Source organism: Pseudomonas sp. PK-RTE-24 (genome assembly GCF_054052265.1).
The window spans coordinates 1,295,572-1,320,733 of record NZ_CM133224.1 but is presented as its reverse complement, the minus strand read 5'-3'; the positions used below and the strand labels follow the sequence as shown (position 1 = coordinate 1,320,733).

Annotated in this window: 21 protein-coding genes, 1 tRNA gene and 1 pseudogene; 17 read left to right on the top strand and 6 right to left on the bottom strand. The window is 61.6% G+C overall.

The window, feature by feature from the left end; all coding sequences use genetic code 11:
• The first annotated feature begins 22 nt into the window (after positions 1-22).
• Positions 23-275 (top strand): annotated as a pseudogene (locus tag ACV8MC_RS05805) (DUF2789 domain-containing protein).
• On the opposite strand, the gene ACV8MC_RS05800 reads toward ACV8MC_RS05805, so the two are convergent.
• On the bottom strand, positions 263-544 hold the full coding sequence (locus ACV8MC_RS05800) for a type II toxin-antitoxin system RelE/ParE family toxin (RefSeq protein ID WP_016772268.1): 282 nt from the start codon (positions 542-544) through the stop codon (positions 263-265). The pseudogene ACV8MC_RS05805 and the gene ACV8MC_RS05800 sit on opposite strands and share 13 nt — an antisense overlap.
• Positions 541-819 carry a hypothetical protein gene (locus tag ACV8MC_RS05795; RefSeq protein ID WP_016772267.1) on the bottom strand — a complete coding sequence of 93 codons (279 nt, stop codon included), beginning with the start codon at positions 817-819 and terminating at the stop codon, positions 541-543. The genes ACV8MC_RS05800 and ACV8MC_RS05795 overlap by 4 nt, the downstream gene beginning before the upstream one ends.
• A 195-nt stretch (positions 820-1,014) precedes the next feature.
• Between ACV8MC_RS05795 and ACV8MC_RS05790 the strand changes: the two genes are divergently transcribed.
• From ACV8MC_RS05790 to pgaD, 11 genes are all read left to right on the top strand, one after another.
• Positions 1,015-1,443 (top strand): MarR family winged helix-turn-helix transcriptional regulator, encoded by a 429-nt coding sequence (locus ACV8MC_RS05790; RefSeq protein WP_016772266.1) that lies wholly within the window; start codon positions 1,015-1,017, stop codon positions 1,441-1,443.
• Entirely contained in the window at positions 1,440-3,503 is a 2,064-nt protein-coding gene (locus ACV8MC_RS05785; RefSeq protein WP_457264728.1) for an FUSC family protein, read from the top strand. Before ACV8MC_RS05790 ends, ACV8MC_RS05785 begins: the two co-directional genes overlap by 4 nt.
• Positions 3,500-3,709 carry a DUF1656 domain-containing protein gene (locus ACV8MC_RS05780; protein WP_016772264.1) on the top strand — a complete coding sequence of 70 codons (210 nt, stop codon included), beginning with the start codon at positions 3,500-3,502 and terminating at the stop codon, positions 3,707-3,709. Before ACV8MC_RS05785 ends, ACV8MC_RS05780 begins: the two co-directional genes overlap by 4 nt.
• Positions 3,706-4,593 carry an efflux RND transporter periplasmic adaptor subunit gene (locus ACV8MC_RS05775; protein ID WP_016772263.1) on the top strand — a complete coding sequence of 296 codons (888 nt, stop codon included), beginning with the start codon at positions 3,706-3,708 and terminating at the stop codon, positions 4,591-4,593. Before ACV8MC_RS05780 ends, ACV8MC_RS05775 begins: the two co-directional genes overlap by 4 nt.
• Positions 4,590-6,032 carry an efflux transporter outer membrane subunit gene (locus ACV8MC_RS05770; RefSeq protein WP_076564938.1) on the top strand — a complete coding sequence of 481 codons (1,443 nt, stop codon included), beginning with the start codon at positions 4,590-4,592 and terminating at the stop codon, positions 6,030-6,032. The genes ACV8MC_RS05775 and ACV8MC_RS05770 overlap by 4 nt, the downstream gene beginning before the upstream one ends.
• 93 nt (positions 6,033-6,125) lie before the next feature.
• Positions 6,126-6,761, top strand: coding sequence for an NADH:ubiquinone oxidoreductase subunit N (locus ACV8MC_RS05765; protein ID WP_150742987.1), 636 nt, complete (start codon positions 6,126-6,128; stop codon positions 6,759-6,761).
• A 249-nt stretch (positions 6,762-7,010) separates the two neighbouring features.
• The gene (locus ACV8MC_RS05760; RefSeq protein ID WP_252868583.1) at positions 7,011-8,516 is read left to right on the top strand and encodes a YdgA family protein; all 1,506 of its coding nucleotides are present in this window, start codon (positions 7,011-7,013) and stop codon (positions 8,514-8,516) included.
• Positions 8,517-8,752: 236 nt separating this feature from the next.
• Positions 8,753-11,233, top strand: a complete 2,481-nt coding sequence (gene pgaA / locus ACV8MC_RS05755) for a poly-beta-1,6 N-acetyl-D-glucosamine export porin PgaA (protein ID WP_457264725.1) — start codon at positions 8,753-8,755, stop codon at positions 11,231-11,233.
• A 12-nt stretch (positions 11,234-11,245) separates the two neighbouring features.
• A complete protein-coding gene (pgaB, locus tag ACV8MC_RS05750) occupies positions 11,246-13,243 on the top strand; it encodes a poly-beta-1,6-N-acetyl-D-glucosamine N-deacetylase PgaB (protein WP_457264723.1) in 1,998 nt (665 codons plus the stop codon).
• A gap of 1 nt (position 13,244) precedes the next feature.
• The gene (gene pgaC / locus ACV8MC_RS05745; RefSeq protein ID WP_095181141.1) at positions 13,245-14,600 is read left to right on the top strand and encodes a poly-beta-1,6-N-acetyl-D-glucosamine synthase; all 1,356 of its coding nucleotides are present in this window, start codon (positions 13,245-13,247) and stop codon (positions 14,598-14,600) included.
• Positions 14,597-15,118 carry a poly-beta-1,6-N-acetyl-D-glucosamine biosynthesis protein PgaD gene (gene pgaD / locus ACV8MC_RS05740; RefSeq protein WP_095181140.1) on the top strand — a complete coding sequence of 174 codons (522 nt, stop codon included), beginning with the start codon at positions 14,597-14,599 and terminating at the stop codon, positions 15,116-15,118. Before pgaC ends, pgaD begins: the two co-directional genes overlap by 4 nt.
• Before the next feature lie 110 nt (positions 15,119-15,228).
• Here the strand turns inward: pgaD and ACV8MC_RS05735 are convergent, their stop codons facing one another.
• Complete coding sequence (locus tag ACV8MC_RS05735) at positions 15,229-16,752, bottom strand: FAD-dependent oxidoreductase (RefSeq protein ID WP_095181139.1); 1,524 nt, start codon at positions 16,750-16,752, stop codon at positions 15,229-15,231.
• A 139-nt stretch (positions 16,753-16,891) separates the two neighbouring features.
• Here ACV8MC_RS05735 and ACV8MC_RS05730 point away from each other — a divergent pair, with 139 nt between their 5' ends.
• Positions 16,892-17,452, top strand: a complete 561-nt coding sequence (locus tag ACV8MC_RS05730; protein WP_016772253.1) for a YbhB/YbcL family Raf kinase inhibitor-like protein — start codon at positions 16,892-16,894, stop codon at positions 17,450-17,452.
• 46 nt (positions 17,453-17,498) lie between these two features.
• The gene (locus ACV8MC_RS05725; protein ID WP_071174021.1) at positions 17,499-17,768 is read left to right on the top strand and encodes a hypothetical protein; all 270 of its coding nucleotides are present in this window, start codon (positions 17,499-17,501) and stop codon (positions 17,766-17,768) included.
• A 77-nt stretch (positions 17,769-17,845) separates the two neighbouring features.
• Here the strand turns inward: ACV8MC_RS05725 and ACV8MC_RS05720 are convergent.
• Positions 17,846-17,922: transfer RNA gene (locus tag ACV8MC_RS05720), tRNA-Arg, on the bottom strand.
• A 433-nt stretch (positions 17,923-18,355) separates the two neighbouring features.
• Here ACV8MC_RS05720 and gabD point away from each other — a divergent pair.
• The 3 genes from gabD (at position 18,356) to ACV8MC_RS05705 (ending at position 22,607) form a co-directional block, all read left to right on the top strand.
• Positions 18,356-19,798: an NADP-dependent succinate-semialdehyde dehydrogenase gene (gene gabD, locus ACV8MC_RS05715; RefSeq protein ID WP_024011131.1), complete on the top strand. Its 1,443-nt coding sequence runs from the start codon at positions 18,356-18,358 to the stop codon at positions 19,796-19,798.
• 185 nt (positions 19,799-19,983) lie between these two features.
• The gene (gene gabT, locus ACV8MC_RS05710; protein ID WP_003220503.1) at positions 19,984-21,261 is read left to right on the top strand and encodes a 4-aminobutyrate--2-oxoglutarate transaminase; all 1,278 of its coding nucleotides are present in this window, start codon (positions 19,984-19,986) and stop codon (positions 21,259-21,261) included.
• Between the two features lie 134 nt (positions 21,262-21,395).
• Entirely contained in the window at positions 21,396-22,607 is a 1,212-nt protein-coding gene (locus ACV8MC_RS05705) for an HDOD domain-containing protein (RefSeq protein WP_457264719.1), read from the top strand.
• Between the two features lie 135 nt (positions 22,608-22,742).
• Here the strand turns inward: ACV8MC_RS05705 and ACV8MC_RS05700 are convergent, their stop codons facing one another.
• Positions 22,743-23,732 (bottom strand): GGDEF domain-containing protein, encoded by a 990-nt coding sequence (locus tag ACV8MC_RS05700; protein ID WP_110644748.1) that lies wholly within the window; start codon positions 23,730-23,732, stop codon positions 22,743-22,745.
• A gap of 195 nt (positions 23,733-23,927) precedes the next feature.
• A complete protein-coding gene (gene desA, locus ACV8MC_RS05695) occupies positions 23,928-25,112 on the bottom strand; it encodes a delta-9 fatty acid desaturase DesA (RefSeq protein WP_457264717.1) in 1,185 nt (394 codons plus the stop codon).
• Positions 25,113-25,162: the final 50 nt, after the last annotated feature.

Here is a 25,162-nt window from a genome sequence, read left to right as displayed (position 1 = left end):
TGAATTGCAGAGGAGTTGCATCATGGAAAATCCGCAGCACAGCCTACCGGCCCTGTTCAAAACTCGGCCTCGATGACGATCCGACCGGCATCGAACAATTCATCGCCAGCCATTCACCGCTCAAACCGGAATTGCATCTGGCTGACGCGTTTTTCTGGACGGAAAGTCAGGCGCAGTTTCTGCGCGAGGAGATTCTCGACGATGCGGATTGGGCGGAGGTGGTGGATCAGTTGAATGTGATGTTGCGCAAGGGGCGGGCTGATTACTTCGGCTGAGGCCAAGTCCGTGCCGTATGCACCAGCGCCATGATCCAGACGGCATCTCTCTCCGTTTGATAGACAAGACGGTAACTGGGATGCGGAATCAGCTCACGCGTACCGGCAATGATGCCGGCACGGCCAATCAACGGATTGTCGGAAAGGCGATGAACCGCTTCGCTGAAGCGCAGATCCATTTCGATGGCCGCTCTTGGGTTGGCGGCCTGCAAGTAGTCCCAAATGTCTGCACGATCCTGTGCGGCGGCTGGCGTCCATATGATTTTCATAGGTGATCTTCTGCCTGCCTGCGCTTTGCCGCGAACGCTGCTTCTACGTCTTCGTTGTTCAATCCGTCTCCGGCACGTACGGATTCCCGAGCGATTTCAACCTTGCGTTGCAGGAACGCTTCATATTCGCGGGCCTCTCGCTGGGTTTGAACATACTGACGCATCATGTCTCGCATGATTTGCGACGCCGGCCGGTGTGCCGCTTCGGCTTCCGCCATGAACTCCTCCCGCAGTTCCGGCTCCAGTTTCATTGTGAAAACGGCTTGTTTTGACATGTTGGGCTCCTGAATTTGGTGATGACAACATATATACCTTGTCAGTATCGAAGGAGATAGCTTTGAGTCAGATAGGGCGACTAACGGAGAGATTTGTTTCAAAACTTGACTGAAATTCCCATCCAGTGCGATATTGATAGTTAGCAAACTAACAGTGTCCGTTATCCCGTGTCCGATTCCCTCGACAGTCTCCAGATGAACATCAGCAGCGCCATGGTGGTGGCCGCCCGGCATTGGCGGAAGATCTGCCAGACCACGCTGGTCAATTACGGAATTTCCGAAGCCTGCGCCGTGCCCTTGTTGATGATCGGGCGTTTGGGCGAGGGCGTGCGTCAGGTGCAAGTCGCCCAGGCTGCGGGGATGGAGAGTCCTTCACTGGTGCGTTTGCTCGATCAGCTGTGCCACGCCGGTTACGTCTGTCGCACCGAAGATGCCCAGGATCGCCGCGCCAAGTGCCTGAGCCTGACCGATACCGGTCGCGAGCTGGTGCAGGCGGTGGAGGCTGAGCTGGTGCGCTTGCGTCATGAGGTGCTGGAAGGCATCGAGCGCAGTGATCTGGAAGCTACGCTTCGGGTACTGAGGGCTTTTGAGGCGGCGAGTTCGCCTGTGGTGGTCAATTCTTGAACGGTTTTTTCACTGGCATGCCGCCGGCCCGTGACTGGTTTTACGGGGTTCGTACCTTTGCAGCGTCGATGATTGCGCTGTACATCGCGTTGCTCATGCAAATGCCGCGTCCGTATTGGGCGATGGCCACGGTGTATATCGTCTCCAGCCCGTTTCTCGGCCCGACCAGCTCCAAAGCGCTTTACCGCGCGGCCGGTACATTTCTCGGCGCAGCGGCGGCGGTGCTGTTCGTGCCGATGTTCGTGCAGAGCCCGTATGTGCTGGTGGTGGTGATCGCGTTGTGGACCGGCATTCTGCTGTTCATGTCCCTGCATCTGCGCACCGCCAACAGTTATGCGCTGATGCTGGCCGGTTACACCTTGCCGCTGATTGCCCTGCCGGTGGTCGATAATCCGCTGGCGGTGTGGGACGTGGCCGAGGCGCGTACCGAAGAGATTTTCCTTGGCATCGCCGTCGCTGCGGTGGTCGGTGCGATGTTCTGGCCGCGACGGCTGGCGCCGGTGTTCAATGATGCCGTGAGCAAGTGGTTCGCCGATGCGACGAGCTACAGCCTGAAGTTTCTCAGCCGCGATGTGCAGCCGGAAGAAGTCACCGCGCTGCGCATGGCCATGGTCGCCAATTTCAACAGCCTCGAGTTGATGATCGGCCAGTTGCCCCACGAAGGCGCGCGGCCACAAACCGTGCGTAACACCAAGGAACTGCGCGGCCGGATGATTCACCTGTTGCCAGTGATCGATGCCCTAGAGGATTCGCTGTACGCCCTCGAACGCCGCACCCCGGAACTGGTGGAAAAATTCCAGCCGTTGCTGACCGCGACCCGGGAATGGCTGGGCCACGCGCACGCCAATCTCGAGCGCTGGCAAGCACTGAGAGATCAACTCGACGCGTTGCAACCGAGCGCCGAAGCGCTGGAGGAGCGCAAACAGTTGCTGTTCTCCAATGCGATTTACCGCCTCGGTGAATTCATCGATCTGTGGCAGGACTGCCGCAGCCTGCAGGATGCGATTCTTTGCGAGCGCCAGGACAGCTGGCGCGCGGTGTACCGGCACTGGCGCCTGGGCCGGTTGACGCCGTTCATCGATCGCGGGCTGATGTTGTATTCGGTGGCCTCGACCATCCTGGCGATCATCGTCGCTTCGGTGCTGTGGATTCTGCTCGGCTGGCCGGACGGCGGCAGCGCGGTGATTCTGGCGGCGGTGGCGTGCAGCTTCTTTGCCTCGATGGACGACCCGGCGCCGCAGATTTACCGGTTCTTTTTCTGGACCGGGATGTCGGTGCTGTTCGCCAGTCTTTACCTGTTTCTGATTCTACCCAACCTGCACGATTTCCCGATGCTGGTGCTGGCGTTTGCCGTGCCGTTCATTTGCATCGGTACGCTTACCGTGCAGCCGCGTTTCTACCTCGGCATGCTGCTGACGCTGGTCAATACCTCGTCGTTCATCAGTATTCAGGGTGCCTACGACGCGGACTTTTTCGCCTTCGCCAACTCCAATCTGGCTGGACCGCTGGGGCTGTTGTTCGCCTTCATCTGGACGCTGGTGGCGCGGCCATTCGGTGCCGAACTGGCGGCCAAGCGTCTGACCCGATTCAGCTGGAAAGACATCGTCAGCATGACCGAGCCGGCCAGCCTCGCCGAGCATCGGCAGTTGGGCGTGCAGCTGCTCGATCGGCTGATGCAGCACCTGCCGCGTCTGGCCCTGACAGGTCAGGACACCGGCATCGCCATGCGCGAAGTGCGTGTCGGTCTGAATATGCTCGATCTGCTTGCCTACACCCCGCGCGTCACCGGCGTGCCAAATGCCCTGCTGCGACAAGTGGTGGGCGAGGTTGGCGAATATTTCCGTGCCTGCCTCAAAGCCGACGAACGCCTGCCGGCGCCAAGCGGTCTGCTGATGACCCTCGATCGCACGCGCCGAACGCTGAACGGCCAGGGTGACGATGAAACCCGTCTGCACCTGTTGCACGCCTTGAGCGGTCTGCGTCTGGCCTTGCTGCCCGGCGTCGAGTTCGTCTCCAGCGCCGAGCCCGAAGAACCGCTGCCCGATGGAGCGCCCCTATGATCGGTGATCTGGATATCAGCGGCATCTTCCTGCCGACCCTGCTGGTGCTGATGGGCATCACTTACGTGCTGTTTTTGTTGGTGCATGGCGTGCTGCAACGCCTGCACTTTTACCGTCTGGTCTGGCACCGGGCATTGTTCAACGTGGCGCTCTATGCCGTGCTGCTGTACGGCGTGGACTCACTCAGTCGATACCTGATGACATGAAAAAACCGTTTCTGACCATCGGTCGCGTGGTTCTGACCCTGCTGATCGTGACTTTTGCCGTTGTCCTCGTCTGGCGCATGGTGATGTATTACATGTTCGCGCCGTGGACCCGCGACGGCCACATTCGTGCCGACATCATCCAGATCGCTCCGGACGTGTCCGGGCTGATCCAGCAGGTCGAGGTAAAGGACAACCAGTTGATCAAGCGCGGTCAGGTGCTGTTCAGCATCGACCAGGATCGCTTCAAACTGGCCCTGCGCCAGGCCAAGGCCGCCGTTGCCGATCGCGAAGAAACCCTCGCCCAGGCGCAGCGTGAAGCCAAGCGTAACCGTGGCCTCGGCAACCTGGTGCCGGCCGAACAACTGGAAGAAAGCCAGTCGCGCGTCGCCCGTGCGCAGTCGGCATTGGCCGAAGCCTTGGTGGCGGTCGACAGTGCGCAGCTCAACCTCGATCGCTCGGTGATCCGTAGCCCGGTCGATGGTTACGTCAACGACCGCGCGCCGCGTCCGCAGGAATTCGTCACCGCCGGGCGCCCGGTGTTGTCGGTGGTCGACAGCAACTCCTTTCACATCGACGGCTATTTTGAAGAAACCAAACTCGACGGCATCCACGTCGGGCAATCGGTGGATATCCGCGTGATCGGCGACCGCGCCAGGTTGCGCGGGCATGTCGAGAGCATCGTCGCCGGCATCGAAGACCGCGACCGCACCAGCGGCAGCAACCTGCTGCCCAACGTCAACCCGGCGTTCAGCTGGGTACGTCTGGCGCAGCGGATTCCGGTGCGCATCGCTTTTGATGAGGTGCCGGCCGACTTCCGCATGATCGCCGGGCGTACCGCCACTGTGTCGATCATCGACGATCAGCATGAGGAGCCGCAGCCATGAGCAGGGCCTGGTTGATCGCCGGGTTGGGCGTGATGCTCTCGGCCTGTCAGATGGTCGGCCCGGATTATCAGCTGCCCACCGACGCGGCGGTGCAGCGCAAGGATATTCAGGGCGAGCTGGCAGTCGCCGGCAAACCGGTAATCTCGGCGCCGGTGCCGGCGGACTGGTGGCGGCTGTATAAAGACCCGCGCCTCGATCAACTGGTGCAGCAGGCCATGGCTTCCAATACCGATTTGCGTGTAGCGGCGGCGAACCTGTCGCGGGCGCGCGCTCAGGTGGATGAAGCCGAGGCCGCTGGCGGCTGGAGCGGCGGGGTGAAAATGGGCGCGCAACGTTTGCAGGAATCCGGTCAGGCGTTCCTGCTGCCGGAGAAAGTCCCGGTGGCCAACATCGCCGATATCGGTATCAGCGCTTCGTACCAATTCGACCTGTGGGGCACCTTGCAGCGCGGTATCGAAGCGGCCAAAGCCAATGCCGATGCTACTCAGGCCGCAGCCGACACTGCGCGTATCACCTTGGTGGCGGACGTGGTTCGCGCCTATACGCAAGTCTGCGCAGCCAATGAAGAGCGGGAAATCGCCGAGCATTCTCTCGACCTGCAATCGCAAAGCACCACGCTGATCCAGCGTCTGCGCGATGCCGGGCGTGGCGACGAGACCCAGGTCACCCGTTCGCAGACCCAATTCAAATCCCTGCGCGCCGACTTGCCGCGTTATGAAGCGGCGCGTCAGGCCGGGCTGTTCCGTCTGTCGATGCTGCTGGCCAAACCGGTCGAGCAGTTGCCGGCAGGTACAGCCAGTTGCGCCGAGTTGCCGAAGATCGCGCAACTGGTGCCGGTCGGTGACGGCGCTGCGCTGCTCAAGCGCCGTCCCGACATTCGTCAGGCTGAACGGCGCCTCGCGGCGGCAACCGCCGGCATCGGCATTGCCACCGGCGAGCTGTACCCGGACATCAGCATCGGCGCGACCATCGGCACCGTCGGCATCATTGATGACCTCGGCGACCCGTCGACCAACCGCTGGGGCTTCGGCCCGTCGTTGAGCTGGAAAGTACCGACCAACGGCGCCCGCGCGCGCATCCGTGAAGCCGAGGCCAACACTCAAGGCGCGCTAGCGCATTTCGACGGCGTGGTGCTCAACGCCATCCGCGAGACCCAGACCGGTCTGGCCCAGTACAGCGCGCTGCTGCAACGCCGCGATGCGCTGGCCGAAGCCGAGCAGTCGGCCAAGCTCGCCGCCGAGCAGACGCACCGCTTCTTCCAGGCCGGCCGCGAGTCGTTCCTCGCCGACCTGCAAGCAACCCGCACCTACACCGATGTCACCGCGCAACTGGCCGCCGCCAACACCCAGGTCGCAATGAGCCAGATCGATTTGTTCCTCGCCCTGGGCGGTGGCTGGGAAAGCGGACGAACGAACACCTCGAGCGCCAGCAAACCCTGAGGCCGTTGCTATGCTTTGAAGTGTTGGAGGGGCGCCCCATGCCAAGCGCTCCTGCAATGCACATTGCTCGTGCTGGCCCAGGGGAAACCAATAATGAAAAACCCTTACGCTCTCGGCTTCTGGTGCGCTCTGGTGGCGCTGGTGCTGCTCTCGGCCACGTATTTCTACGGGATCATGCTGGCCCACCAGATCGACACGGCAATGGTTTTCCTCGACAGCGCCGTTGCGTTGATCGCGGTGATGGCGATCGTCGTCGTCGCGTGGACCTCGATTCAGCTGCAACGGGTCAAGAAGCGCCAGCTCGAGCGCGGCAAGATGCTCGTGCTGATCTGGGACACCAAAGTCGCCCTGCGCCGGGTTGAAACCGTGTTCGACCGCTACTTCTGGGGCAGTTACTGGCAGCCCGGGCGAACCTTCGCCGAGGTCATGGGCGAGCTCACCGGCACGCCGCTGGAAAAAAGCCTCGAAGGGCTGAAGAAGCAATGCCTGGAACTCGACAAGCAGATCGCCGATGACGGCTGGCACTGGCTGAGCAACGCCCGCGAGCTGTCCGACGTCGCCACGGCCATGGCTCGTGAACGCTATCAGCTGGATTTCTGCGATGTGCGGGCGGATACCACCGGCGGAGCGGTGATCGATCGTGACTTCGAAGTGCTGGTGTATACCTGGACCGCGCGGCTGAAGAGCTTTGATCATCAGCTGGATGAAATCGAGGTTCAGTATTCCTGAAATCAAAAGATCGCAGCCTTCGGCAGCTCCTACAGGACAATCGGATTGCAAATGTAGGAGCTGCCGAAGGCTGCGATCTTTTTGCTCTCCCAAGTGTCCATAGACACTCTTTAACCTTTAAACATTGGGCCGTCGCCCGCGCCCGGTGCTAATCTCCACCGCTTAATTGCGCACAGTCGAGCCGCGACCCGATCCCGGGTTCAAGGAAGACGACTTCATCCACAGCCACGGAAACCGATCAGGTCATTCATGAATAAATCAGCAGGCGTGCTTCTCGGAATTGTTGTTGCCATTGGCGCGATCAGCGCAGGCGGGGCCTGGTACACCGGGACCAAGATCGAAGGCGTACTGAACAACGCCGTGACCAACGCCAACAAAGAGTTGCAGACCGCCATGGCCGGCTCCAACGGCACCGCGTCGCTGGAACTGGTATCGCTGGAGCGCCACACCTTCACCAGCACCGCGCACTATCGCCTCAAGGGCGAAGGCGAAATGTTCGGCGATGCCCCGGTCGAGTTGCTGTTCGTCGACCACATCGAACACGGCCCGCTGCCGTTCTCGCGTCTGGTCTCGCTGAAGTGGCTGCCGGTCATGGCCACCAGCAACTACGAGCTGGAAAAGAGCCCGTCCACGGAAAAATGGTTCGCCGCCACCAACGGCGCCGCGCCGCTCAAGGGCGTGACCAACATCGGCTACGACGAATCGACCACCAGCACCCTCAACCTGGTGCCGTTCGAAACCGCGCTGGATGAGCAGTCGAGCCTGAAGTTTTCCGGTCTGAGCATGGACATCGCCGCCAGCGCCCAGGCGCAGAAGGTCAAGGCCGACGGCTACATGGACAATCTGAAACTGGTCACCGTGTCGCAAGACCAGGCGCCGGTGCAGGTCGAGCTCAACGGTCTGACCCTGGCCAGCAACCTCGCCAAGAGCAGCTACGGCTACTACACCGGGGAAAACACCCTGGAAGTGACCAGCAGCAAAACCACCTTCGGCGCCAAGCCGATGGTGCTGGGCGTGAAGAACTTCGAAATGAAGAACCGCACCGAAGAAAGCGGCAGCAACGCCTCGGGGCGTGCCGACTACAAAATCGGCGAAGTGACGCTCAACGACAAGAAAGTCGGTTCGGCGGCCATGGCCATGAGCCTGAAGAACCTCGACATTCCGTCGACCATGTCGCTAATGCAGATCTACCAGACCAAACTGCAGCCATACGAAAAAGCTGCCGCCGAGGCCGCTGCGCAAGGGTTGCCGGCACCGGAGCTGAATCTGACCGAAGCGGAAAACGCCCAGGTCAAAGCCGATCTGCAGAAGTTGCTGGCGGCCGGCCCGCAACTGGCGCTGGAGAACCTGTCGTTCAACACCGCCAACGGTGAAAGCCGCGCCAATCTGGTGATCGACCTGACCAAGCCGCAATCGATGGATCTGCCGCCGGATCAACTCGGCAAGCAACTGATCGCGCTGCTCGACCTGAACATTCAGGTATCCAAGCCGATGCTGGTCGATCTGCTCAGCGTGCAGGCGCAACTCGATGGCCAGACTGACGCCAAAGCCATCGTCGACCAGTCCAAGGAAGCGGCGGACATGTTCGCCGGCATGGCGGTCGGCTCGCAACTGGCTGTCGCCGACGGCACCAACGTGGTGACCAAACTGCATTACGCGGCCAATCAGGTCGAATTCAACGGCCAGAAGATGACCGTCGAGCAGTTCATCGGTTTCCTCATGAGCAAGTTTGCCGGCGTCACCCAAGAGCAATAAACCCAACCGCGCCCCCCCAGACGCCCGGCCCCTGTGTGAACAGGCGCCGGGCGTTTTGCTGTACGGATTTTGTACAGATGGACCGATTCTGAACAAATATTGCGTTGTGAAAATTCGCTCTCGCTTGCGTGCAGACTGCCTCACCAAGCTTGGCCGAAGGCTGTTTTTGTCGGCCACCGTTACGAATGGGCAAGGAGGGCATTGCGACCCGGCTGGCCATGTAAGGATGCTGACAAATGCCGCGTATTGATGGCCCTGTATTACATCGTGGTTTACGCCCTTTGTTCCGATTCGCCCTGTGCAGCCAGTTGCTCTGGCCGCTGCTGGCGTTGGCCGACACACCCTACGACGAGATGGTGCGCGATGCCCGGGCCGGGCATTACACGCCTGCGTTGACCGTGCTGCGTCAGGTGCCGCCTGGCCAGGCCAGCGACGGCCAGGTCAGCGATCATCTGCAAATCGCCAGTTGGGCCGGGCTCGATGCCGAAGTGGTCAAGGTCTATGAAACCCAAGGCCGTGACCGCGTTCTGCCGGTGCAGGCGCTGACTGCCGTTGCGCGTGCCTATCGCAACCTCAAGCGCTGGGATCAGGCCATCCAGGTGTACAACAAGGCGCTGGCGCTGGAGCCGGACAACGCCGACCTGCAACTGGGTCTCGCGCTGACCCAGGCCGATTCCGGCAAACCCGATCAGGCCGTCACCCGCGCCCAGGCGCTGGTCGCCGCCAAACCCGACGATCCGTCACGCCGTCTCGCCTTGGGCTACGCACTCGGTCGCGCCGGCAAACAGTACGACGCACTCTTCGAATACGATCAGGCCTTCATCCGCGCCGGCAACAAGCCGGAAGTTGCCCGCGAGTACGTGGTCGCCCTGCAAAAGGCCCGCCTGCCAGAACCGGCGCTGCGGCTGGCCAGTCAACGTCCCGGCCTGATTGATCCGGTGACCTTGCGCCGCCTGGAAGGCGATCTCGCCGCCGAACGCGTGCGCCTCGCTGAACTGGCCACCCGCAGCGAAAAGGAACGCTACGTCATCGCCGACCGCGCGCTGGCCGATTACGACAAATTGCTCGCGACCTGGACGCCTGACGCCACTGCTCACGACGACGTGACGCGCTGGCGCATCGACCGCATGGGCGCGCTCAAGGCGCGGGCGCGCACCGCCGACGTCATCAGCGAATATCAAAAGCTGCAAGCCGAAGGCGTGGAGATTCAGACCTATGCCCTGCGCTGGGTGGCAGCGTCTTATCTCGATCAGCGTGAGCCCGAGATTGCCACCGATCTGTATCGCCAGGTGCTTTCGGCGCCGGACGCCGATGTCGGTGATCGTCTTGAGGACAGCACTGCGCTGTACTACTCGCTGCTGGAAAGCGACCGCGCCGACGAAGCACGCAAGGTCGCCGAAGACGCAGCGAAAGCCCAGCGTCCGCGCGTCGAGCTCAAAGGTCTGCCCATCGGCAATCCCAACGACGAATGGATGGACGCCCAGCAACTCGCCGCCCAGGCCGGCACCTACGGTTCCGATCTTCCGCACGGCGAAGAGCGTTTGCAGACGCTGGTCGATCAGGCGCCGGGCAACCTTGGCTTGCGTCTGGCCCAGGCCGATCTCTACCTCGCCCGCCAGTGGCCGCGCCGCGCGGAAAGCCAGCTCAAGGAAACCGAGAGCATGGCGCCCCGCGATGCCGGCCTGGAAGTCGCTCAGGCGCGCACCGCGATGGAGTTGCAGGAGTGGCGGCAGAACGATGCGCTGGTCGACGACGTGGTCGCGCGCTATCCGGACAACCGCCAGGTGCAGCGTCTGGCTCGCGAACGGGAAGTCCATGACATGGCCGAACTGCGCGTCGAAGCCTACGGCGGCAAGGCCAACGGTGGCGGCAGCGGCGATGCCGGTGCGGTCAGCGGCAGCCGTGATTTCGGTATCCAGAGCACCATTTACAGCCCACCGATCAATGAAGACTGGCGTGTCTTCGCCGGGGCCGGTTATGCCACCGGTGATTTCGCCGAAGGCACCGGCCACCATCGCTTCCAGCGTGTCGGCCTGGAACGGCGCACCCGTGACATGACCCTCGAAGCCGAGGTGTCGAATCACGATTACGGCTTCAGTGACAAACAAGGCGCACGCCTGGCGATAGCCCGCGACATCAACGATCACTGGCAGTACGGCGGCAGCCTCGAATACCTCTCGGCGGAAACGCCGCTGCGCGCGCTCAACAGCGACATCAAGGCCAATGGCGGCAGTGCGTTCCTGCGCTGGCGCGCCAACGAAAGTCGCGAGTGGCGCGTGTCGGTCAGCCCGTCGCACTTCAGCGATGGCAACAACCGCGTCGAAGCCTTGGTGACCGGGCGCGAGGGTATCTACACCGCGCCGAACATCCAGGTCGACGCTGGTCTGGAAGTCGGCACCAGCCACAACTCGAAATCCGACGACGTGCCCTACTTCAACCCGAAGTCGGACTTCAGCGTGATGCCGCTGGTCAACGTCAACCACGTGCTCTACCACCGCTACGAGACTTCCTGGAGCCAGCAATTCCAGGCCGGCGCGGGCACTTACAGTCAGCGCGACCACGGCACCGGCGGCATGGCGTTGCTCGGTTACGGCCAACGGTACGCCTGGAACGACGTGTTCGATGTGGGCGGCATGTTCAGTGTGATCAACCGGCCTTATGACGGTGATCGGGAAACTGATCTGCGTCTGCTTGTCGACCTCACTTTCCGCTTCTAGAAGAGTTTGAAGATGCCTTTTATCTCGCGTTTCATCCTTCTGCTGGGAGCGCTGCTGGTCAGCGCCTGCGCCCAGCAAGCCCCGGCCTTCGCGCCGCCCTCCGAGCGGCCGGTCGCGGCCAGTGAACAACCGTGGCCAAAAAACCACGTGCTCGGCATTGCCTACCACGATGTCGAAGACCGTGATCCCGATCAGGCCGTGGTGGCGGTGCGCACCGAGCGCATGATCGAGCAGCTCGCCTGGCTGCGCGAGAACGGCTACAAACCAGTGACCGTCGATCAGATCATGGCCGCACGCAAGGGCGGCCCGGAGCTGCCGGCGAGAGCGGTGCTGCTCAGTTTCGACGACGGTTACGCCAGCTTCTATACCCGCGTGCTGCCAGTGCTGCGCGCCTACAACTGGCACGCGTTGCTGGCGCCGGTCGGCACCTGGATCGACACGCCGCTCAATCAACCGGTGGATTTCGCCGGCACGCCGCGTAACCGTGAGAACTTCCTGACCTGGCAGCAGATCCGCGAAATTTCCAGGTCCGGGTTGGTAGAGATCGCCGCTCACACCGATGCCAACCACAAAGGCATCCTTGGCAACCCGCAGGGCAACCTGCAGCCGGCCGCCGCGACCCGGCGTTATGACCCGGTGACCAAACGCTACGAATCCGAAGCCGATTTCCAGGCGCGCATTCGCACCGACGTGAAAAACATTTCCGAGAAGATCCGCAAGGCCACCGGTTACAAACCACGCGTCTGGGTCTGGCCGTACGGCACCGCCGACGGTACCTCGCTGGCCGTGGTCGGTGAGGAGGGCTATGAAATGGCCCTGACCCTGGACGACGGCCTCGACACCCTCGATAACCTGATGAGCGGGCCGCGCTTTCTCGTCGCGTCCGATCCTGATGGCGAGCATTTCGCCAACAGCATCGTCTCGGTGCAGGCCGAAGCGCCGATGCGCGTGGTTCATGTCGATCTCGACAACGTCTACGACCCGGACCCGGCGCAGCAGGACATCAACCTCGGCAAACTGGTGCAGCGCATGGCTGACCTGGGCGCCAGCACGGTGTTCCTGCAAGCCTTCGCCGATCCCAAGGGCGATGGTCTGGTGCATTCGCTGTACTTCCCCAACCGTCACTTGCCGATGCGCGCGGACCTGTTCGACCGCGTCGCCTGGCAACTGCGCACCCGTGCCCACGTGAAGGTCTTTGCGTGGATGCCGGTGCTGAGTTTCGAACTGGATTCGAAGCTGCCGCGTGTAACCCGCTGGGACCCGAAAACCGCCATCACCTCGGTCGATCCGAAGCAGTACAAACGCCTGTCACCGTTCAATCCGGAAGTGCGCAAGATCATCGGTGAAATCTATGAAGACGTGGCGCGGCTGACCTCGGTCGACGGCATTCTCTACCACGACGATGCGGTGCTCTCGGATTTCGAGGACGCCAGCCCGGATGCCCTGAAGGCCTACGCCGCTCAAGGTCTGCCAGGTTCGATTGCCGCGCTGCGCGACGATCCGGCGGCGATGCAACGCTGGACGCGGTTCAAGAGCCGCTACCTGATCGACTTCACCAACGAACTGACCGCGAAAGTCCGTGCGATTCGCGGCCCGCAAGTGCTGACGGCACGCAACATCTTCGCCGAACCGATGCTCAATCGAGAGAGCGAAGCGTGGTTCGCACAGAACCTCGATGACTTCCTCGCCACCTACGACTGGACGGCGCCAATGGCCATGCCGTTGATGGAAAAACAGACGCTGGCCGAGTCCGGCCCGTGGCTGGAAGAACTGGTCGCCACGGTGAAGAAACGTCCCGGCGCGCTCAACCGCACCGTGTTCGAATTGCAGGCGCGTGACTGGAACCAGAAGGATCAGGCCGATATCGACGCCGTGCATCTGGCGGACTGGATGGGCCGGCTCAAGCGTCAAGGCGCAACCAGCTTCGGTTACTACCCGGACAACTTCCTCGACAACCTGCCAGACCTGAAAACCGTAAGGCCTGCACTCTCCAACAAATGGAATCCATAACATGCTGGATAGACTGTTAGCCCTGCTTGTTCTGGCGATTGTCCTTGGCGTTCCGCTGGGGCTGATCTTCCTCGTGACCGGCCAGTTCCTGATGTCGTTCGTGTTCTTCTACCCACTGTTCATGTCCGGGTTGTGGATCGCCGGCGGCCTGTATTTCTGGCTGCACTGGGAGCGCCACTGGCCATGGCAGGACGACACGCTGCCGCCGCCGCTGGAAGGCGAACCGCTGATTTCGATCCTGATTCCTTGCTACAACGAAGGCGATAACGCTGCCGATACCATCCACGCGGCGCTGGCCCAGCACTACCCGAACATCGAAGTCATCGCGATCAACGACGGCTCCAAGGACAACACTGCCGCTGTGCTTGATGCGCTGGCCAAGGAAGATCCGCGACTGCGGGTTCTGCATCTGGCGGAAAACCAGGGCAAGGCTGTAGCCCTGCGCATGGGCGCGATCGCTGCGCGCAGCGAGTATCTGGTGTGCATCGACGGCGACGCCTTGCTGGCCCCAAACACTGCGGCTTATCTGGTCGCGCCGATGCTGGATAACGCACGCCTTGGCGCAGTGACCGGCAACCCGCGGATCCGCACGCGTTCGACCTTGATCGGGCGGGTGCAGGTCGGCGAGTTCTCCTCGATCATCGGCCTGATCAAACGTACGCAACGGGTCTTCGGGCGCATCTTTACCGTCTCCGGGGTGATCGTCGCGTTCCGCCGCACCGCGCTGAACCGGGTCGGCTACTGGAGCCCGGACATGATCACCGAAGACATCGACATCAGCTGGAAGCTGCAACTCGATCACTGGAGCATCTTCTACGAACCGCGCGCACTGTGCTGGATCCTCATGCCGGAAACCCTCGGCGGTCTGTGGAAGCAGCGTCTGCGCTGGGCTCAGGGCGGCGCCGAAGTGCTGTTCAAGAACATTCGCGGCATCTGGCAGTACCGCCATCGCTACCTGTGGCCGCTGCTGTTCGAATACTGCCTGTCCACCGGTTGGGCCTTCACTTTCCTGCTGTCGGTGATTTTCTGGGGCATGGGCAAGTTCATGGTCATGCCCGACGCGATCGCCGTGGATCACCTGATGCCACCGGCCTTCACCGGTCTGTTGCTGGCGTTTGTCTGCCTGGTGCAGTTTGCCGTCAGCATCGTCATTGACCGGCGGTATGAGCCGGGTCTGGGCAAGACCATGTTCTGGGTGGTCTGGTATCCGTTGGTGTTCTGGCTCGTCAGTCTGCTGACCACCCTGGTCAGTTTCCCCAAAGTGTTGTTCAGCCAACACAAAAAACGCGCGCGCTGGGTCAGTCCTGATCGGGGCATTCGCCCGCTGGGCGACGACCAGGAGGAAGTCATCAAATGAAAATTATCCGCACTCGCCAGCGGCCCTTTCTGGTGGTGATCGACGTGATCCTCACCGTCCTGGCCTGGGTTGGCCTGCTGTTCCTGCTGGTACGCGGGTTATGGCCGTTGATCGAAACCACCGGCGGGCCGCGCATCGATCATTCGGCGTTCGACGCCTTGGGCACTTTGCAGGTTTATATGTGGGTGGCGCTGGTCAACGCGGTGATCCTGATCGGTTGGGCGCGTTACCAGCAACGCAAAAGCCGCAGCTTCGCCCAGCGCCGTTTGCCGTCGCCGGTAATTGGTGATGAAGGTCTGAGCAAGAGTTTCAAGTTGTGCGACGAGCGTTTCCAGAAACTGCGCACACCGGGGGTGATGACCATTCATAACGATCAGGACGGCGACATCAGCCATGTGGAAACGCATTTCTGGCCGTTACAGCAGCAGGCCTTGCCCGCGCCGCTGGGGCAACAGCGGGTGATCTTTCTGCATGCCGATGAAGATGACAATCGCGAGCCGGTGAACCGGCTGACGTGACCTCCACTGTAGGAGCTGCCGAAGGCTGCGATCTTTTGATTTTGCTTATGTAAAAACAAGATCAAGAGATCGCAGCCTCGTTGCACTCGTCAGCTCCTACAGGACCGGTGTCAGGCCTGGATCAGCGTCCAGGCCTCTTTGATCCGCAGAGGTTGCTTCATCCGCTCGGCCAGCAGCGCCATCGCGCGTTGCTTGTCGCAGGCCACCGCCGCAACAACGATGCCGTCTTTTGCGAACAGGCCGATGAACGGCGGCTGTTCCGGCTCACCGCTGAACTCGACCTCGTCCCATTCCTGCGCGTGACCGAGATAGTCGTAGTTCTTGCCGAAGTGGTACGTCCAGAAAAACGGCACATCCAGATAATGCTCCTCGCCACCCAGCATGTTGGCCGCAGCGATGCGCGCGTGTTGCTGGGCCAGGCGCCAATGCTCGATGCGAGTTGGCTGGCCGCTCAGCGGGAACGTGGCGATATCGCCGATGGCCCATAAACCATCGCTCACGCGCATGCCGTCGTCGACACGCAACGATTGGTCTTCTTCCTTGGGCAATGATTCGAAAGGTGCAGTGGCCGGGTGAACGCCGACGCCGGCGAGAACCAGATCCGCTGCCAGGCGCAGACCGTTGTCGAGCAGCACGCCCTCGACCTTGTCCTCGCCAAGGATCTGCGTAGCCTCGTGTTCGCTGATGAACTTCACCCCGTGCTCTTCGTGCAGGGCGCGAATCGCCTTGCCCACGGCCTCGCCGAATTGTTTGGCAAACGGGACTGAGTGGCGTGCCAGCACGGTAACGTCGAGGCCGAACTCGCGCAGGGCCGACGCGCATTCGAGGGCAATGAAACCGTCGCCGATGATGACCGCGCGCTGGCCCGGTTGAGCGGCGTTGATGATCTGTTCAGCCTGAGTTTTCGAACGCAGGACGAAAACGTTCGCCAGCCCGGCGCCAGGCAGCTTCAACGGATTGGGCGCGCCACCGGTGGCGAGTACAGCGGCGTCGTAGCGCAGGATGCCGCCGTTGTGCAGATGAAGCGTTTTGCCTGGGGCGTCGAGTGAAGTCACTTCGCCTTGCACGCGCTCAATCCGTTGCGCTTGATAGAACGCCTCATCGCGCAGCGGCGGGACATCTTTGGGCGACATTTCCCCGGCGAGGACAAATTTGCTCAACACCGTGCGGTCGTATCCGGCACCCGGTTCGCCATCGACCAGCACGATGCGCCCGCCAAAACCTTTCTCCCGCAGGGCCGCCGCGCAAGCCGTACCCGCCGCCCCGGCGCCGACCACCACGAACGTTCTTGGGTCGTCAGCGGGCGGGGTGTGCGGATCGGGCAACGGCTGGTCATCGACCCAGACTTCATCGCCGCGCAACTCCAGCGGATAGCGCTTGAGACTGTCCAGCGATGGCGGCTCGCACAGGCCGCCGTCCTCGGCACGGTACGCGGCTTTGTGCCAGGGGCAGATCAACCTGCCGTGACACAAGGCCCCCTCGGCCAACGGCGCTCCGGCGTGTGGACACAGGCCCTGAAACGCCCGCAACTCGCCGTTGGCACGCAGCAGGACGATCTTGCAGTCGCCGATTTCGACTTGCAGGCCACGGTCTTGCGGGACATCGGCGAAACGGGCGACACGGTGCAGGGACATGTTCGGCTTCCTCGCAGGCATTTCTCTTGTGAGTTGGCGGCGCCGCGCGAGGTTCAGCCATTTGCTACTGCCAAGGCACGAACGGTACAGCTATAGTCTGCGGGCCGACGACGGCCTCACTGCACAAGGTGCTCCCGGAATGACCCGATTGACCTCTCTCAACCCATGGCTGGCGGCCATCGCCGTGACCCTTTGCGTGCAGTTCCCGGCGCAGGCCCAGGAGCGCTTCACCCTGAGCATCCCCGGCGTGTCGGATAACCGTCTGTTCACCTCGGCCGCCGCCAGCGACGCGCCTGGCTGCGGCGGCAAGAACCAGTCGCCGGCGCTGAGCTGGAACGCCGGCCCTGCCGGAACCCAGAGCTACGCCATCGTCATGCACGACCCGGATGGCCAGAAAGGCTTGGGGGTCGATCACTGGATTCACTACGGCATCAAACCCACCACCCACCAGATCGCGGCCGGCGTCGGTGCCAAATCCGCTCTGGAAGGCGTCGGCGGCACCAACAGCAAAGGCAACACCCATTACATGGGTCCATGCCCGCCAGTGGGCGACAGCGCGCACCACTACATCATCCAGATCTACGCCCTCGACCTCGCCCCGGACGCCCTGCCTGCCGGCCTGACCCGCGCCGAGCTGATGGAAAAAATCAAAGGCCATGTGCTGCGCAACAGCAGCGCGGTGCGGCGTTATCACCGCTGAGGTTCGGCCGCTCTCGGGCGGCTGACTGCTCTGATTCCCCAGCCATTTGGCATTGCCCCGCGAAAACGCGCACTATCAAGCCATTGCCAATGCGCTGGAGGACACCGTGGCAGCAAAAATCGACCGCATCGCCCAGCTACTCAACTGCCCGGAAAAGGGCGAACAAATGCGGCGTGCAGTAACCGAGACACGTAAGGAGTTTCTGCTGAATCAGCCGGAAGAAGACCTCGTTGAAGAAGACGAGGTATTTGACGAGGCTGAGGAGGAGGGGGATGACGACGATGAATATGACGAGTTTGACTGGACGACGGAGTGACCGCGTTCCAGCGATCCTGTCATCGCCCACAAAAAAGCCCCGGACCATCACAGTCCGGGGCTTTCTCGTTTGATTCATGGTGCACCAGGCGGGATTCGAACCCACGACCCCTGCCTTCGGAGGGCAGTACTCTATCCAGCTGAGCTACTGGTGCAGCGGGCGACATCATACCTAGGTCGGCTCGGGGCGTCCATGCCGGGTTTGGCGGGTTTTGTCAGTGTGCGTGTCGGCGCAAAATCGCTGCATTCCTTAAAGCGGTAACGTCCTGCAAAACCCTCGCTTGGCGCTTCGTCGGGGTTGATCTAAGGTTTTTCCTGCGGCATGGGTATTGTGTGCGTTGATCTGAAAAGCGGCATTTTTGTTCTTTTTTTCGAACGACCTATTGTCCTTTACCCCCTTTGAACCTACGATCCGTTTGAGATTTCAAACGCTCTTTGGCGGGATGTTGCAGCGCAGGTGCGCCCGGTCGTGCACTGTTGATGCGCCACAATCCGCTCACTGATTTCCCTGACGGCAGCCTTGCGAGGCGCCTTTCTACAATCATAATTTGCTCCGCGCAGGCCGCGGTGCTGTTAAGGAAAGCCGACATGCAGCTTAAAGACACCCAGTTGTTCCGCCAGCAAGCCTTCATCGATGGCGCTTGGGTCGATGCCGACAACGGTCAGACGATCAAGGTCAACAACCCGGCAACCGGCGAAATCCTCGGCACCGTGCCGAAGATGGGCGCCGCTGAAACCCGCCGTGCCATCGAGGCCGCCGACAAGGCGCTGCCGGCCTGGCGTGCACTGACCGCCAAAGAGCGTGCCGGCAAACTGCGTCGCTGGTTCGAGCTGATGATCGAGAACCAGGACGACCTCGCGCGCCTGATGACCCTGGAGCAGGGCAAGCCGCTGGCCGAAGCCAAGGGCGAAATCGTTTACGCCGCATCGTTCATCGAGTGGTTCGCCGAGGAAGCCAAACGCATCTACGGTGACGTGATTCCGGGTCATCAGCCGGACAAGCGCCTGATCGTCATCAAACAACCGATTGGCGTCACCGCCGCGATCACCCCGTGGAACTTCCCGGCGGCAATGATCACTCGCAAGGCCGGCCCGGCGCTGGCCGCCGGTTGCACCATGGTGCTCAAGCCAGCATCGCAAACTCCATTTTCCGCTTTCGCCCTGGCCGAACTGGCTCAGCGCGCGGGCATTCCTGCGGGCGTGTTCAGCGTGGTCTCCGGCAGCGCTGGCGACATCGGCAGCGAGCTGACCAGCAACCCGATCGTGCGCAAACTGTCCTTCACCGGCTCGACCGAAATCGGTCGCCAGTTGATGGCCGAATGCGCCAAGGACATCAAGAAAGTCTCGCTGGAACTGGGCGGCAACGCGCCGTTCATCGTGTTCGACGACGCCGATCTGGATAAGGCCGTCGAAGGCGCGATCATCTCCAAATACCGCAACAATGGCCAGACCTGCGTCTGCGCCAACCGTCTGTACATTCAGGACGCGGTCTACGATGCGTTCGCCGAGAAGCTGAAAGTAGCTGTAGCCAAACTGAAGATCGGCAACGGTCTGGAAGACGGCACCACCACCGGCCCGCTGATCGACGAAAAAGCCGTGGCCAAGGTTCAGGAACACATCGCTGACGCCGTGAGCAAAGGTGCCACCGTATTGGCGGGCGGCAAGGCGATGGAAGGCAACTTCTTCGAGCCGACCATTCTCACCAACGTGCCGAAAAACGCGGCCGTGGCCAAGGAAGAAACCTTCGGTCCGCTGGCTCCGCTGTTCCGCTTCAAAGACGAAGCCGAAGTGATCGCCATGTCCAACGACACCGAATTCGGTCTGGCCTCGTACTTCTACGCACGTGACCTGGGCCGTGTGTTCCGTGTCGCCGAAGCGCTGGAATACGGCATGGTCGGCGTCAACACCGGGCTGATCTCCAACGAAGTCGCGCCGTTCGGCGGCATCAAGGCTTCGGGCCTGGGCCGTGAAGGCTCCAAGTACGGCATCGAAGATTACCTGGAAATCAAATACCTCTGCCTGGGCATCTAAGCCGAGAAAGGGATCGCTGCAAACGCAAAGGGCACGAGAGCGCTGTCCCTTTGCGTCGTTTCAAACAGGAATTTTCTCTGCGGCCAAGAACGCCGTGGCAGTCGATCATCGCATGCTGCCACCGCCGATTTCTCCCGCTTTATCCTTGAACCACGCCGCCCGATGAGCGGCGAATGAGGACTGTAATGAGCAAGACTAACGCTGAACTGATGGCCCGTCGTACCGCAGCTGTTCCACGTGGTGTTGGCCAGATTCACCCGATCTTCGCCGAGTCGGCAAAGAACGCCACCGTGACCGACGTTGAAGGTCGCGAGTTCATCGACTTCGCTGGCGGTATCGCTGTACTGAACACCGGCCACGTGCACCCGAAAATCATCGCCGCCGTGACCGAACAGCTGAACAAGCTGACCCACACCTGCTTCCAGGTACTGGCCTACGAGCCGTACGTTGAGCTGTGCGAAAAAATCAACGCCAAGGTGCCGGGTGATTTCGCCAAGAAAACCCTGCTGGTCACCACCGGTTCCGAAGCGGTGGAAAACGCCGTGAAGATCGCCCGTGCCGCCACTGGCCGCGCTGGCGTGATCGCATTCACCGGCGCTTACCACGGTCGCACGATGATGACCCTCGGCCTGACCGGTAAAGTCGTGCCGTACTCGGCCGGCATGGGCCTGATGCCAGGCGGCATCTTCCGCGCGCTGTACCCGAACGAACTGCACGGTGTGAGCATCGACGATTCGATCGCTTCCATCGAACGCATCTTCAAGAACGACGCCGAGCCGAAAGACATCGCTGCGATCATCATCGAGCCAGTGCAGGGCGAAGGTGGTTTCTACGTCGCGCCGAAGGAATTCATGAAGCGTCTGCGCGCTTTGTGCGACCAGCACGGTATCCTGCTGATCGCTGACGAAGTGCAGACCGGCGCTGGCCGTACCGGCACCTTCTTCGCTATGGAACAGATGGGCGTTGCCGCCGACCTCACCACATTCGCCAAGTCCATCGCTGGCGGCTTCCCGCTGGCCGGCGTGTGCGGCAAGGCCGAGTACATGGACGCCATTGCGCCGGGCGGCCTGGGCGGCACCTATGCCGGTAGCCCGATCGCTTGCGCCGCTGCACTGGCCGTGATGGAAGTGTTTGAAGAAGAGCAACTGCTGGACCGTTGCAAGGCTGTCGGTGAGCGTCTGGTCACTGGCCTGAAGGCGATTCAGGCCAAGTACCCGGTGATCGGTGAAGTGCGTGCGCTGGGCGCAATGATCGCGGTCGAGCTGTTCGAAAACGGCGACAGCCACAAGCCGAACCCGACTGCCGTGGCCGCTGTGGTGGCCAAGGCGCGTGACAAGGGCCTGATCCTGCTGTCCTGCGGCACTTACGGTAACGTGCTGCGCGTGCTGGTTCCGCTGACTTCGCCCGATGAGCAACTGGACAAAGGTCTGGCGATTATCGAAGAGTGCTTCTCTGAGCTCTGATCCGTTGGTGTGACTAGCTCGACAAAAACCCGCTTCGGCGGGTTTTTTTCGTCCCTTGAAACACATCGGACCTGTTTGCGCTGTATCGAATCGCCAGCATTGGCTAAGGTTCAGACATTGCAAGGAGAGCGCGCATGACTGCCGTTGATTTACCCGCCGTACCTCGGGTGTTGATTGCCGAGGCCGATCCCTGGTCCCGTGACCTGCTCAAACAAGTGCTACTCAATGTGCGCTGCGATGCGCGTCTGGATTTGTGTGCCGATGGCCAGCAGGCAATGTCGTTGCTCAGCGAGGTGCCCTATGACTTGGCCATCGTCGATTGGGAGCTGCCCGGCATCGATGGATTACAAGTGCTGCGCAGCGTCCGGCAGCGCAAACGCAATCCGCCGCTGCCGTTCATTCTGACGAGCAGCCGCAACGACAGCGCCAGTGTGCGCGAAGCGATTCCGCTGGCGCCGACGGCGTACCTGACCAAGCCGTTGAATATGGAAGACCTGACCGAGCGCTTGCAGGGGTTGCTGCTCAACGCTGGCGAAGCGGTGGTTTGCGAAGTGCCGGCACTGGCGCCGGGCATGACGCTCTCGGTGTTCCTTGAGCGGCGTCGCGAGCAGGCCGATGGCGCGCCGTTGATGACCGACGTGCAAGTGGCGGTCAAGCGTAGCCTCAATCCCGAAGGGCTGGACCTCAAGTTGCTGGAGGAAGAGGTGCGCACCGATCCGCAGATTACCGCCGTGCTGATCGCAGCCGCCAACAGTGCCGCGCAACACTACGGCGCGCCGGTGCAAACCCTGGCCCAGGCGCTGCACCGACTCGGCACCGGGCAGAGCATGAACCTGATTCTCGGGCTGGCGCTCAAACGCAGCGCGCGGCTCAGCGATCCATGCCTGGCGGATTACGCCGAGCGCTATTGGGGACTATCCCTGCACACTGCGGAATACGCCCGCACGCTGGCGCGCCTGCTCGATCTGGATCAGGAGCGCTGCTATTGCGCCGGGATGCTGCATCGGCTCGGTGATCTGGCGCTGCTGCGCTGCTTGCAGGAATGGCAGCAGGCCGGCGGCGAGCTGGACGAGTTGGAGGAGGTCGGTGAAGCGTTGGCGAAGTTTGGCGCTTCTTATGGCTCGGCATTGCGCACCCGCTGGCGTCTGCCGCTGGAGTTGCGCGAGTTGATTGCTTCGGCCTACCAGCTCGGTGGTGGCGTTTACAGTCGCGAGGCGCTGGTGATGCACATGGCCGCGCAGATGGCGCGGCTGACCGAGCATGAAGGCGTAGAGGAGCTGGCGAAGAGCCGGACGGCGCGGTTGCTCAAGATCGGGCTGCCGGAGTTGATGCGGATGCGCAAATGACAGATCACCACATTCCAATGTGGGAGCGAGCCTGCTCGCGAAGGCGCCAGCGCAGGCAACATTTTTGTTGAAGGTGCAGGCCTCATCGCGGGCAAGCCCGCTCCCACAGGAATTGCGGCAGCCACAAAATACGGATCAGGCCGCAATGATCCGGTTCTTGCCCTGCCGTTTCGCCTCGTACATCGCGGCATCCGCGCGGGCGAACAGGCTGTCCAGGCTCTTGTCTTCGTCGGTGAGGTTGGTCAGGCCCTGGCTTACGGTGATGCTGAATGCTTGGCCGTCGTGGTTGAAGCGCAGTCGCTGGATCTCCTGCTGCAGGCGCTCCGCCACTTGCACCGCCATCTCCGGCGCACAGCCGGGGAACACCGCGGCGAACTCCTCACCGCCAATCCGCCCGAACAGGTCGCCACGGCGCAATGAGCCGCGCCCGCATTCGGCGATCCGTTGCAGCACATTGTCGCCTTCGGGGTGGCCGTAGCTGTCGTTGATCACTTTGAAATCGTCGATGTCCAGCAGCAGGAAGGCCAGCGGTGTGCCTTGGCGGCGGGCCTCAGCGAACTCGCGGTGGGCACATTCGAAGAAGTGGCGGCGGTTGCTGCTTTGCGTCAGCACATCGGTGGTGGCCAAGCGTTGCAGCTCGGTTTCCATGTGTTTTTTGTCGGTGATGTCTTCGGCGATGCCGACGATGATTACCGGCTGTCCAGGCTCGTCCTGGCGATTGATAAAGCATTTGTCGCTGAGCCAGCGCACCTGGCCGTCGGCGGCAATGATGCGGTACTCGCGATCTTCCACCGCACCTCGGTGCAGGACTTCGGCAAGGCTTTGTTCGGCATACTCCAGATCATCGGGATAAATGCTGTCACGCCACTGGTTGTAGTCAGCCAGCACAAGCGCGGCGGAACGGCCGAAGATCCGTTCATAGGCCGGACTGACGTACAACACCTGTCGGGTTTCCCAGTTGAAAGCCCAGAGCACGGCGTTGACGCTGACCAGCAGCGAACTGATCAATTGTTCGCGCTCGCTCAGGCGTGCGACTTCGCCCTGCGCATGCATCAACGCCATCAGCGTTTGCGCGGCCTCGGGCCATTGAGTGAAGGACGTGTCTTTCTGGTTGTTGTTGACCATCGGCACAAATCTCAAAGGGCGCGCCGCAATGTCGACAACGGCCACAGGACAGCCCGCCGGGATGGCGAAGTGTCATTGAGATAGAGGATTTTCGGCGAAGTTCCCGGCCATTACCGAGTCCCGCCGGGCGGCGAGGTGCAGGAACCGAAGAGCGCAACGAGGCTGCGATCTTTGAGATCGCAGCCTCGTTGCCGGTCAGGCAGTCGCAGGACGCAGCGAGTAGGTTTTCAGCTGATCAGCAAAATCCCGCAACGACTGGATGCCACTGGCCTCGGCCTCGTGAATCCATTCCTTGATGGCGGCCAGCATGTCGTGGCCATTGGAACTGGTCTTGACCCAGATCTGCTGCAAAGCCAGGCGCTTCTCGTAGATCACTTTCAACGCATGGCTGTGTTCGAGCATGGTATGGATGCGCAGGTGATGACGGTCTTCCAGCAGGCTGGTTTCCCGCGACAGCAGGCGTTTGGCCCGGTGGAACTGGTGGCGCACCGAATGATCGACCTTGGCCAGCTCTTGCTTGACCAGCGGGCCGATCACCAATTTGCGGTACTGGGCCATAATCTGGAAGCGGTTGTTGAGGATCGCCATGGCGGTGTCCATGTCCAGGCTGCCCTTGCCTTCGACGCGGTGGGCAATCGGTGCGACCCGCTGCACCTTGGCCAGGCGCAGGAAGCAGAAGACCTTGATCCACGCCCAGCCGAGGTCGAATTCCCACTTCTTCACCGACAGCTTGGCCGAGTTGGGGTAGGTGTGATGGTTGTTGTGCAGCTCTTCACCGCCGATCAGGATGCCCCACGGCACCAGATTGGTCGCTGCGTCACGGCATTCGAAATTGCGATAGCCGACGGCATGGCCCAGACCGTTGATCACCCCAGCGGCCCACACTGGGATCCACATCATCTGGATGGCCCAGATGGTGATGCCGATGGTACCGAACAGCAGCAGGTCGATCACGCCCATGATCGCCACGCCCAGCAGCGGATAGCGACTGTAGACGTTGCGTTCGACCCAGTCTTCCGGGCAGTTCTTGCCGTAGATGCGCAGGGTTTCCGGGTTCTGCGCTTCGCTGCGGTACAGCTCGGCGCCGGTGCGCAGTACGGTGGACAGACCCTTGATGACCGGGCTGTGCGGGTCATCCTCGGTCTCGCATTTGGCGTGGTGTTTGCGGTGGATGGCAGTCCACTCGCGGGTGTTCTGCGCCGTGGTCAGCCACAGCCAGAAACGGAAAAAGTGCTTCAGACCCGCATTCAGCTCGAGCGAGCGGTGGGCCGAGTAACGGTGCAGATAGACCGTGACGGCGACAATCGTCACATGGGTCATCAGCAGGGTGACCGCGACCAGTGACCAGGCCGACAAGCCAAGAAAACCTTCGTACCACATAGGCTATAGGGCCCTCGATAAAGATAAAAACAGCCGTTGCATTATCACTA

Coding starts and splice junctions, on each gene's coding strand:
- ACV8MC_RS05800 (WP_016772268.1), bottom strand. CDS start 544: ATGAAAATCATATGGACGCCAGCCGCCGCACAGGATCGTGCAGACATT.
- ACV8MC_RS05795 (WP_016772267.1), bottom strand. CDS start 819: ATGTCAAAACAAGCCGTTTTCACAATGAAACTGGAGCCGGAACTGCGG.
- ACV8MC_RS05790 (WP_016772266.1), top strand. CDS start 1,015: ATGAACATCAGCAGCGCCATGGTGGTGGCCGCCCGGCATTGGCGGAAG.
- ACV8MC_RS05780 (WP_016772264.1), top strand. CDS start 3,500: ATGATCGGTGATCTGGATATCAGCGGCATCTTCCTGCCGACCCTGCTG.
- ACV8MC_RS05775 (WP_016772263.1), top strand. CDS start 3,706: ATGAAAAAACCGTTTCTGACCATCGGTCGCGTGGTTCTGACCCTGCTG.
- ACV8MC_RS05770 (WP_076564938.1), top strand. CDS start 4,590: ATGAGCAGGGCCTGGTTGATCGCCGGGTTGGGCGTGATGCTCTCGGCC.
- ACV8MC_RS05765 (WP_150742987.1), top strand. CDS start 6,126: ATGAAAAACCCTTACGCTCTCGGCTTCTGGTGCGCTCTGGTGGCGCTG.
- ACV8MC_RS05760 (WP_252868583.1), top strand. CDS start 7,011: ATGAATAAATCAGCAGGCGTGCTTCTCGGAATTGTTGTTGCCATTGGC.
- pgaA (WP_457264725.1), top strand. CDS start 8,753: ATGCCGCGTATTGATGGCCCTGTATTACATCGTGGTTTACGCCCTTTG.
- pgaB (WP_457264723.1), top strand. CDS start 11,246: ATGCCTTTTATCTCGCGTTTCATCCTTCTGCTGGGAGCGCTGCTGGTC.
- pgaC (WP_095181141.1), top strand. CDS start 13,245: ATGCTGGATAGACTGTTAGCCCTGCTTGTTCTGGCGATTGTCCTTGGC.
- pgaD (WP_095181140.1), top strand. CDS start 14,597: ATGAAAATTATCCGCACTCGCCAGCGGCCCTTTCTGGTGGTGATCGAC.
- ACV8MC_RS05735 (WP_095181139.1), bottom strand. CDS start 16,752: ATGTCCCTGCACCGTGTCGCCCGTTTCGCCGATGTCCCGCAAGACCGT.
- ACV8MC_RS05730 (WP_016772253.1), top strand. CDS start 16,892: ATGACCCGATTGACCTCTCTCAACCCATGGCTGGCGGCCATCGCCGTG.
- gabD (WP_024011131.1), top strand. CDS start 18,356: ATGCAGCTTAAAGACACCCAGTTGTTCCGCCAGCAAGCCTTCATCGAT.
- gabT (WP_003220503.1), top strand. CDS start 19,984: ATGAGCAAGACTAACGCTGAACTGATGGCCCGTCGTACCGCAGCTGTT.
- ACV8MC_RS05705 (WP_457264719.1), top strand. CDS start 21,396: ATGACTGCCGTTGATTTACCCGCCGTACCTCGGGTGTTGATTGCCGAG.
- ACV8MC_RS05700 (WP_110644748.1), bottom strand. CDS start 23,732: ATGGTCAACAACAACCAGAAAGACACGTCCTTCACTCAATGGCCCGAG.
- desA (WP_457264717.1), bottom strand. CDS start 25,112: ATGTGGTACGAAGGTTTTCTTGGCTTGTCGGCCTGGTCACTGGTCGCG.